This window comes from Noviherbaspirillum pedocola, assembly GCF_016632335.1.
GTDB classification, from domain to species: Bacteria; Pseudomonadota; Gammaproteobacteria; order Burkholderiales; family Burkholderiaceae_D; genus Noviherbaspirillum_A; species Noviherbaspirillum_A pedocola.
The window spans coordinates 20977-27713 of sequence record NZ_JAEPBG010000035.1 but is presented as its reverse complement, the minus strand read 5'-3'; the positions used below and the strand labels follow the sequence as shown (position 1 = coordinate 27713).

Genomic DNA, 6737 nt, shown 5'->3' with positions numbered 1-6737 from the left:
CGTGCCGTCGATGCCCGGAGCGGGGCGCGGCTAAACTCGCTACGCTGCGCTTCGCTCAGACAGACGCCGCACCTTTTCCCGCTCCGGGCATCGCCGTCACGGCGCAATCAACGGGGTTAAAGGCAACAGCAACAGCAACGGCAACGGCAACGGCAACAGCAGAGGCAGAGGCAGAGGCAGAGGCAAAGGCATTGCAATGGCAACTGCAACGGCAACTGCACCCTTATCTCGCCCAGCCAACCTTATTCGAACTACCGACGGCCTGAAAAACAATTTGACGTCACCTTGAAAGGGCTGGCTTGCCAGCCACAACTTACGAAGCGCCATCGAGCACGGCGCGCAGCGGGCCGCGCAGCGCATTGCAGACCATGATCTGCTCGGCCCGCCGCACATCCTCGCGCCGCAACACGCGCTCGCTTGCGCCGAAGACCGGATCATCGAGCAGCACGGCGCGCATGACTCCCGGCAGCAGCCCTGAAGACAGGGGCGGCGTATACCAGGCGCCGTCGATACGCAGGAACACATTGCTGCGCCCCCCTTCCGTCAGTTCACCACGCGTGTTGAAGAACAGCATGTCGAACGCACCCTGTTCGCCAGCCTTGCGCCAGGCTGCGTCATACATCACGCGGCGGCTGGTCTTGTGGCGCAGGAAAGGGTCGTCGGCATCGGTCGGCGCGTGGGCCAGCAGCAGGCGCACCGGCTCCTGCCACGGCGCCAATGCCGAGGCGGCGAGTTCCACCTTGCCGTCGGCACCGAGCACAATGCGCAGCGCATGGACGCCGTCCGGCAGCGCGGCGCAAGCATCCATCAGGGCCGTACGCAAAGACTCCTCGCGCCAGACAAAGCCGAAATACCGCGCCGAGCGTCGCAACCGGTCGAGATGACGTTCCAGGTGGCGGCAGCCGCCTTCACGGCTGGCATGCAGGCTTTCGATCAGCGTGAACGTGGCGCCGAGCCCGGTAGCGAATGCCGCCTTGTGCAGGCATTCCGCATATTCGGCGTCGGCGCGGCTGTCATGCACGATGCCGGCGCCCACGCCCAGCATGCCGCGGCGCACGCCGCATGGCGACGACGGCGGCGCCAATGCCAGCGTGCGGATCGCCACGGAAAAACAGAAATCGCCGCCGGCCTCGACCCAGCCGATCGCGCCGGTATAGATGCCGCGGCCCTGCCCTTCCAGCTCGCGGATGATCTGCATCGCGCGCCGCTTCGGCGCCCCGGTCACCGAGCCGCACGGAAACAGTGCCGCCAGCGTCTCTGCCAGCGTGACGCCGTCGCGCAGCCTCGCATGGATGGTCGATGTCATTTGCAGCAACGCGCCATGGCGCTCGACCTGAAACAGCGCCGGCACGGTGACCGAGCCGGTTCTGGCAATGCGGCCGAAGTCATTGCGCAGCAGGTCCACGATCATCAGGTTCTCGGCGCGGCTCTTGGCGTCGGATGCCAGTTCGCGCGCACGTGCGGCATCGACGGCCGCATCGCCGCTGGCAGGCAAGGTGCCCTTCATCGGTTGCGCAACGAGCATGCCGCCGACATTGCGCATGAACAGTTCCGGCGACAGCGACAGGATCGCGCTGCCATCGGGCAGCAGCGCCAGCGCGCCATACGGCACCGGCTGGCGCGCGCGCAGGCGCCGGTACAGCGCCGCGGGCGGTCCGAAAGCATCGAAGCGGATGCGGAAGGTGTGATTGATCTGGTAGACGTCGCCGGCTTCGATGTACGCATGGATGCGCGCGATCGCCGCGGTAAAGGCAGCCTCATCCTCGCTGAATTCGATGCCGGCGATGCCGACATCGGCATCGGCAGCGCCGGCCGCTGCTTCAAGCCAGGCCGCAACGGCATCGGATGACAGGCGTCTGCAGTCGTCGAAGAGCAGGATGCGCGCGGCTGATACGGCTGATGTGGGTGATGATGCGGCGCCGGGCCGCGGCGCTATCGCTTCGATGCGCTCGCCGAGTTCATAGTCCAGCAGCAGCACCGCATGCAGGCCCTGGTCCAGGCCATGCTGCATCTGCTGCAGCAGCGCCGGCAGGCCAGACGCATCGTCGCAGGCCAGCATGCGCCGAAAACCGGAATACAGCCGCGAAGACGGTTGGCCTTCGCTGGCCGTGCAATCGTCGAGCAGAACGAAAGGCTCGGCGGGCATTGCCGTGCAGGCGGTCAGGTCTTGGGCAGGGTCACGCCGCGCTGGCCCTGATATTTGCCGCCGCGGTCGCGATAGGAGGTCTCGCAGACTTCATCGCTCTCGAAGAACAGCACCTGGGCGCAGCCTTCGCCGGCATAGATCTTTGCCGGCAGCGGCGTGGTGTTGGAAAACTCCAGCGTCACATAGCCTTCCCATTCCGGCTCGAAGGGCGTGACGTTGACGATGATGCCGCAGCGCGCATAGGTCGATTTGCCCAGGCAGATCGTCAGCACATTGCGCGGAATGCGGAAGTATTCGATGGTGCGGGCCAGCGCGAACGAATTCGGCGGAATGATGCAGACATCGCCCTTGAAATCGACGAAGGAGTTTTCGTCAAAGTTCTTCGGGTCGACGATGGTGCTGTTGATGTTGGTGAAGATCTTGAATTCGTCGGCGCAGCGGATGTCGTAGCCGTAGGACGAGGTGCCGTAGGAAACGATCTTGTTGCCATTGGCTTCACGCACCTGGCCGGGCTCGAAAGGCTCGATCATGCCGGTCTGCTGCGCCATGCGGCGGATCCACTTGTCGGATTTGATGCTCATGGAGTACTTGGGAAGGGGGATTGGAATAGCGCGGGATTGTACGCGAAAAGGCGGCCCTACCCGCCGCCACGCCGCGTGTAGGCATCGAACCAGGACAGGAAGGCCTGCCGCGCTCCCGCATCCATGCCGAGGAAACAGAAGCGCACCGCCAGCACCGGCAGCGCAATGCTGGCGATGCGGCGCGGCGGCCTTTCCTCGATGGTGATCTCGACGCTGCCGCCACCGCAGCGCACGCGGAATACATCGCCCTCCCCGTCCATCGGCGCATGCCGGGTCGCGCCGGGCAGCCAGCGCAGGAATTCAGCGCGGGTGCAGCCCATCTCGCGATGCAGTTCCTCGGGCACCTCCATCAGCACGGTCTCAACCGCCCGCCACCGGCGGCCACATCGCCAGCACATCGCCCTCCTGCAGGCCACGCTGCGCGCGCATCTCCGGCGCCACGTAGACGCCATTGACCAGCACCAGGTGCACCAGCTTCACGGGCAGATGAAAGCGTTCGACGATGTCGGCAATGCGCGTCTCCGGCTCGACCTCGATGTCGACGGCGTTGTGCTTCTGGTTCGGCGGCAGGTATTCGCCGAGGGTGGCGTAGAGCTTGAGGGTGATCTTCATTCGCGGTGCGGGTTGCAATGATGGGAACGGGACCGTGCGGGACGATTGCAGGGTAAGTGAAACTCACGCGGTACTTCGATGAATGCGTGGGTTTCACCCATTCTGCGAAAAGCTCGGGTACGTAGGTTGGGCTGACAAGCCCAACATGAAGCCCGATCTCGTGCGAGCTCCTGTTGGGCTTCCTTCGTCAGCCCAACCTACGGCCTTGCCCACGCTTCCTGCCGCTGCGCGCAGGCCAGGTACGCCTCCATCAGCTGCGTCGGATCCTGCTTCAGCCTGTCCTTCCACGCGCCCAGCGCCACGCGCTCGTTGATCAATCCGCGCAGCACGCCCGCATGCTCGGTGTGGCCGATCGCATTCGAGCCGACGATGCGGTCGCCATCGAATTCCAGGCGCAGATAGCGGTAGCCCTGCGGATCGGAGAGCTCCACATGCTCGCCGCCGGGCACGCCATCCCAGCGCCCGAACGAGGTCGAGATCAGGCCCAGGGTATCGAGCACATTGATCATGGCGACATTGGTCTGCCGCACCCGACCGCCTGCCATATTGATCGCCGCGCAGCGGCCCTGCTCCACCGCGTTCGGCTGGATCGCCGACACCATGGTCTTGCCGGTGGCGGCATCCGGCGCTTCGGCGCAGTCGCCGGCGGCATAAATGCCGGGCACATTGGTCTGCATGGTTTCATCGACCAGGATGCCGGTGGCGCAGCCTATGCCCGACTCGCGCGCCAGGCCCGCATTGGGCGCTACGCCGGTGGAAGAGATCACCAGGTCCGCCGGCAGACTCTCACCGCCGGCCAGCCGCACCGTCAACGGCACGCCGGCCGCGCCGGCTTCGATGGCTTCGACCCGCGCCGAGGTATGCACCTTCACGCCCTTGGCCACGCACCAGTCGCGAATCATGCCGCCGGCGCCGGAACCCATCATGCGCGGCACCATGCGGTCGCCCATCTCGACGATGGACAAGTCCACGCCGCGCGTAGCCAGCGCTTCCATGATGATGCAGCCGATGAAGCCGGCGCCCATCTGCACCACGCGCGCACCCGGCACGGCGCGCGCCATGATGCGGCGCGCATCCTCGAGCGTCCAGCAGGTATGCACGCCTTCGCTGGCGATGCCCGGAATCGGCGGGCGGATCGGCGTGGAGCCGGTAGCCAGCAGCAGTCGGTCGAAGAACTGAATGCGGCCGTCGTCCATCTGCACAAAGTGGCCCTTCGTGTCGATGTAGCTCACGCGACCGCGCTCCTCGCGGATGCGCAGCCGGCTGAAATGCTCCGGGTCCTTGCGCAGCCAGGTGCCGTGTTCGCCGATATTGCCGATCAGCAGATACGGGATTGCCATGCGCGAATAGCTGGGCTCGGGCTCGTCGCCGATGAGCGTAATTTCATCCATCGGCCGCAGCCGGCGCAGGGTTTCGGCCGCGACCACGCCGGTCGGGCCGTTGCCGATGATCAGGTGTTTCATGTCGCACTCCGTGTAGGTCGCAGGCGCGCCCGGGACTGGTCGGTCCCGGGCGTTGGGTGGGGCGCGTGGCCTGACTTACAGACCCAGCCGCTGCCGGGTTTCCGTGGTCAGCTCGCCTTCGCCGGTCCAGCCGCGGATGCGGTAGTACTCGGGCAGCATCGTCTCCAGGCCATTGACCAGTCCCTTGGCCGGCCCGGTCTGCGCCGGCTCGGTCAAGAGGCGCTTGGGCAGCGTGTCATCAGCGCGGGTGAAGCCGGCGCGGTTGTTGAAGTCGCGCTCCATGTTCCAGATGCGCTCGCCGATGACGGCCAGGTTCTCCATCGTGAACGACTCGTCGCAGGCCGCATGCAATTGCGGCTGCAGATCGGCCAGCGTCCAGGCGAAGGTGGTGAAGATGCACACGCCGGCCGAGTCGAACACCGCGGTGGCGTCCTGGAAGGCTTTCACCAGTTCCGGCTTGCCTTCGGTGGCGAGCGGATCGGTCTTGACCGGAATGCCGAGCACCTCGGAAGCCACGGTATAGCCGCGCAGATGGCAGGCGCCGCGGTTCGAGGTGGCATAGGCCAGGCCCATGCCCTGGACGCCGCGCGCATCGTAGGCCGGGAATTCCTGAGCCTTGACACTCATCGACAGCTCCGGATGGCCGTACTTCGCGGTCAGCCGCTTGGAACCCATTGCGATCTCGCGGCCAAAGCCTTCGCCCTTGACCGTGATCTCGGCAAAGTAGGTCAGCGCCTTCGCATTGCCGAAACTGGCGTCGATACCGAGCTGCTCCTTGGTCAGCACGCCCATCTCGTACAGCTCCATCACCGCGCCGACGGTGGCGCCGAAGGAAATCGGGTCCATGCCGTCTTCATTGCAGAGGAAGTTCGCATAGGTCAGCGCCTCGAGGTCGTTGACGCCGTTGGCCGAGCCCAGCGCCCAGGCCGCCTCGTACTCCAGGCCGCCGGAGGCGCCCCAGTACTGCGGCTTGTTTTCCACGGTGTAGTGCTTCTCGTCGATCTTCGAGATGCGGCCGCAGGCAATCGTGCAGCCGAAGCAGGCCTGGTTGGTGACCAGATTCGCCTTGCCGTCAGTCGGACGCGGCGCGACCATGGCTTCGGCCGAAATATCCTTTGCGCCTTCGAACTGCACCTGGCGGTGATTGCGGGTCGGCATGGCGCCGATCTCGTTGATCACGTTCATCAGCACCTGGGTGCCATAGGCCGGCAGGCCCTGGCCGGTGACGGCATTGTCCTTGAGCACCTGCTTGGCATCGGCGGTGGCCTTGAAGAAGGCCCGCGCATCGCGGATATTGCCCACGCCCTTCGTGCCGCGCACTGCGATGGCCTTCAGGTTCTTGCTGCCCATGACCGTGCCCACGCCCGAGCGGCCGGCGGCGCGGTGCAGATCATTGACCACCGCCGCATACAGGCAGCCGGTTTCGCCAGCGCGGCCGATGCAGGAAATGCGCGTCTGCGGATCCTGATGCTTAGCGCGAATGGCCGGCTCGGTTTCCCATACCGACTTGCCCCACAGCCAGGACGCATCCAGCAGTTCGGCCTCGTCATCGACGATGGACAGGTACACCGGCGTAGCCGAGCGGCCTTCGAAGATGATCATGTCCCAGCCGGCCATCTTCAGCTCGGCGCCGAAATAGCCTCCCGAATTCGAGCAGGCGATCGCGCCGGTCAGCGCGCCCTTGGTAATGACGGAATAGCGTCCGCCGGTGGAAGCCATGGTGCCGGTCAGCGGCCCGGTGGCCCAGATGATCTTGTTTTCCGGCGACAGCGGATCGACCTTCGGATCGACCTCGTTGATGAAATAGCGCGTTGCCAGGCCGCGCTGGCCGATGTATTCCTTCGCCCACTCCATATTGAGCGGCTCGCTCCTGCAGCTGCCTTCGGTCAGGTTGACGCGCAGGATTTTTCCAGTCCACGACATGATGTGTTCTCC

7 protein-coding genes are annotated in these 6737 nt (G+C 65.3%); 1 reads left to right on the top strand and 6 read right to left on the bottom strand.

What is annotated here, in order from left to right:
- Positions 1 to 266 (top strand): hypothetical protein (locus JJB74_RS33565; RefSeq protein ID WP_234485010.1); only part of this gene is annotated, 266 nt, incomplete at its 5' end.
- 47 nt (positions 267 to 313) lie between these two features.
- Here the strand turns inward: JJB74_RS33565 and pabB are convergent.
- The 6 genes from pabB to JJB74_RS30975 all read right to left on the bottom strand — a co-directional run bounded on the left by pabB (position 314) and on the right by JJB74_RS30975 (position 6725).
- Positions 314 to 2146: an aminodeoxychorismate synthase component I gene (pabB, locus tag JJB74_RS31000; protein ID WP_200598423.1), complete on the bottom strand. Its 1833-nt coding sequence runs from the start codon at positions 2144 to 2146 to the stop codon at positions 314 to 316.
- 14 nt (positions 2147 to 2160) lie between these two features.
- Positions 2161 to 2727, bottom strand: coding sequence for a dCTP deaminase (dcd, locus tag JJB74_RS30995; protein WP_200598422.1), 567 nt, complete (start codon positions 2725 to 2727; stop codon positions 2161 to 2163).
- A 56-nt stretch (positions 2728 to 2783) separates the two neighbouring features.
- Positions 2784 to 3083 carry a hypothetical protein gene (locus tag JJB74_RS30990; protein ID WP_200598421.1) on the bottom strand — a complete coding sequence of 100 codons (300 nt, stop codon included), beginning with the start codon at positions 3081 to 3083 and terminating at the stop codon, positions 2784 to 2786.
- Positions 3084 to 3087: 4 nt separating this feature from the next.
- The gene (locus tag JJB74_RS30985) at positions 3088 to 3339 is read right to left on the bottom strand and encodes a MoaD/ThiS family protein (protein WP_200598420.1); all 252 of its coding nucleotides are present in this window, start codon (positions 3337 to 3339) and stop codon (positions 3088 to 3090) included.
- 197 nt (positions 3340 to 3536) lie between these two features.
- Positions 3537 to 4802, bottom strand: a complete 1266-nt coding sequence (locus JJB74_RS30980; RefSeq protein WP_200598419.1) for an NAD(P)/FAD-dependent oxidoreductase — start codon at positions 4800 to 4802, stop codon at positions 3537 to 3539.
- Between the two features lie 75 nt (positions 4803 to 4877).
- Positions 4878 to 6725, bottom strand: coding sequence for an aldehyde ferredoxin oxidoreductase family protein (locus JJB74_RS30975; protein ID WP_200598418.1), 1848 nt, complete (start codon positions 6723 to 6725; stop codon positions 4878 to 4880).
- Between the last annotated feature and the right edge of the window lie 12 nt (positions 6726 to 6737).